The 2562-nt window shown below is 37.6% G+C and carries 4 protein-coding genes; 2 read left to right on the top strand and 2 right to left on the bottom strand.

Annotated elements, in window-relative coordinates:
* Positions 1 to 59 precede the first annotated feature (59 nt).
* Positions 60 to 209, top strand: a complete 150-nt coding sequence (gene sspO, locus V7127_RS05270) for a small acid-soluble spore protein O (RefSeq protein ID WP_335355103.1) — start codon at positions 60 to 62, stop codon at positions 207 to 209.
* A 110-nt stretch (positions 210 to 319) separates the two neighbouring features.
* Here sspO and V7127_RS05265 read toward each other — a convergent pair whose 3' ends face one another.
* The gene (locus V7127_RS05265) at positions 320 to 580 is read right to left on the bottom strand and encodes a hypothetical protein (protein WP_335347725.1); all 261 of its coding nucleotides are present in this window, start codon (positions 578 to 580) and stop codon (positions 320 to 322) included.
* Positions 581 to 866: 286 nt separating this feature from the next.
* Between V7127_RS05265 and V7127_RS05260 the strand changes: the two genes are divergently transcribed.
* Entirely contained in the window at positions 867 to 1010 is a 144-nt protein-coding gene (locus V7127_RS05260) for a small acid-soluble spore protein P (protein ID WP_335347724.1), read from the top strand.
* Between the two features lie 48 nt (positions 1011 to 1058).
* On the opposite strand, the gene selA is transcribed toward V7127_RS05260, so the two are convergent.
* Entirely contained in the window at positions 1059 to 2462 is a 1404-nt protein-coding gene (gene selA / locus V7127_RS05255; RefSeq protein ID WP_335484145.1) for an L-seryl-tRNA(Sec) selenium transferase, read from the bottom strand.
* Positions 2463 to 2562: the final 100 nt, after the last annotated feature.

Below are 2562 nucleotides of genomic sequence, written 5' to 3'. Positions count from 1 at the left end.
ATATAGAATCGACATAATTTGAAGAAATTTGCAAAAAATAACTGTTGGAGGTGAATGTAGTGGCAAAAAGGAAATCTAATCATATTGTTCCAGGGATGAATGCGGCAAAAGGGCAAGGAATGGGTGCAGGGTATAATGAAGAATTTTCAAATGAGCCTTTATCAGAGATGCAGAAGCAAAATAATAAAAAGCGAAAGAAAAATAAATAAAGGAAGTTTTAAATACAGCGGAGGATCTATCTGGATTAATCGGCGAAAATCGAAAAAGGAAGCGAATCTCTTATCGCTTCCTTTATCAGCTATTTAATTGACATCCTATATTAATGGTATTGATTTACTTCATTAACGATTGTGCTTAAGTCCTGCTGGAATTTCTCTAACTGCATTCTCTGCGTTTCAGATGCAACCTCGAGTGCATTTTCAATTTGTTCGTAAGCTTCGTTTACTTCTTGTTTTAGATGCTTAAGCTGATGACCGTAATTGGCAGAATCCCTAACAATTTCATAATAAAGCTCCTGCGCATCCTCCATTCCCTGCTGTGCAGCCTGAAATGCTTGCTGTTTATTCTTATTATATGGCATCCCCTGTTTCACTCCTTTATTTAAATAAATTATCAAATTCGCCTTGGCGTATTTGCGCCCAGATTTTTATCGAGCAACACTCGATAAAAATCTGAGGCATCCGCCGGAGGCAACTTAATTCAGCCAGGCTTGAATCCTCACTGAATTAGATACCCATTTGGATTCAGCTTCATCCATAAAGGTGAAAACTTATGCTGAATAAAGTTAAATTGTGCAGTCATCAAAAAAAATATTCTGTATAATTTTTCGGCTTCCTTCCATGCTATTTGTTAGGAGGGATGTTTAAATGAATAAGAACGATAGTAAGGATATGCGAAAAAATGCACCTAAAGGAGATAATTCCGGACAGCCCGAACCGTTAAGCGGATCAAAAAAGGTGAAAAACAGAAATCATACGAGACAAAAAAACAATTCCAGCCATGATATGTAAAAAAAAAGCGTTCCCCAAGTTTTTTTGGAGAACGCTTTTTGTAAAGGCTTATAGGGCCTGAAGTGCTTCTAATATATAAGCTTCTTCATCCGCTGAAACGGTTCTTAAATCAATTAATACTTCTTCTTTCTGAATACGCACAACTATGGCGGGAGAGAATTCTGTTCTTAATTTTTTAGCAAGCTGCTCTGCTTCCCATTTTTTATGCTTAATGACAGAAACAAATGAAGGAAGACTAACCTCTGGCATCGTCCCTCCCCCTATTTGTGCAAAACTTTCCATAATAGAAAGGGTATATTGATCAGAAGAGCTTAACAATTTTTTAATAAAGGCCTCTGTCCTTACCTTAAGATCATCTTGTGATACTAAAATATCTCTAATAACAGGGATATTTTTTAACCCCTTATCCCCTTTAACATAATCCAGCAATGTCCCCTCGAGAGCTGCAAGAGTCATTTTATCCACCCTCAAAACACGAGAAAGCTGGTGTTTTTTTATTAGGCTAATTAACTCTTTCTTACCGGCAATAATTCCAGCTTGCGGACCTCCTAATAGCTTATCTCCGCTAAAGGAAACTATATCTGCCCCCTGCTTAATTACATCTTTCACAACAGGTTCCTCACCGATACCATGTTTTTGAAAATCGTAGAGAGCCCCGCTTCCCAAATCCTCATAAAAAATGATGTTTTTTTCCCTGGAGAGCTTTGCTAATTCTTCTGTTCCAACTGCTTTTGTAAACCCGATTACTTTAAAATTACTAGTATGTACTTTTAATATCATCGCTGTTTGTTCAGTAATCGCATTTTCATAGTCAGCAAGATGTGTTTTATTGGTTGTTCCAATTTCAACAAGCTCAGCCCCGCTTTCTCCCATAATGGAGGAGATTCTGAAGGATCCGCCTATTTCAACGAGCTGACCGCGTGATACGACTACTTCCTTATTTTTTGCTAAAGCCTTCAATATCAAATAAACAGCAGCGGCATTATTATTTACAACCATCGCCGCTTCTGCACCCGTTAGCTCCTTAATCAGCGCTTCTACATGACTATGTCTGGAGCCGCGCTTTCCTTCCTCCAATTGATACTCTAAATTGGAATAATGAAGGGCTATTTCAAGCATGTGCTGGGCGGCGTGATCACTTAATCGTGCTCTGCCAAGATTTGTGTGAAGGATTGTCCCTGTCGCATTAATCACACGCTTTAATGTGTAATTTAGTTGTTTATGCAGGGCAGCCTCTAGCCTATTAAAAATCTCATCGATGAAATCCTTGCTGCCAGGTACTGCGCCAAACCATTTATTTAAAGTCAATTCTTCTCGAACTTCAGAAAGTACAATTTTAAGCTGATTTGTCATATGTATAAAATCAATCCCGTGAGTTTCTGCCAACAGATTAAAACGATTATCTTTTTGCAGCTCATGCACAGGGGGAATATTTCTTAGCAACTGTTTCACAGCTTTCACTCCAATCTTCATTAAACTATTATATCATTATTTACTAGCAAAATTCTCCATCCTATTAGCAATGAAAATAGAGTTAGTTTACATAATAATA

Source organism: Bacillus sp. JJ1773 (genome assembly GCF_036962035.1).
GTDB lineage: Bacteria > Bacillota > Bacilli > Bacillales > Cytobacillaceae > Cytobacillus.
Note: the sequence above shows the minus strand (reverse complement) of the source record. Positions and strands in the feature narration are given on the sequence as shown.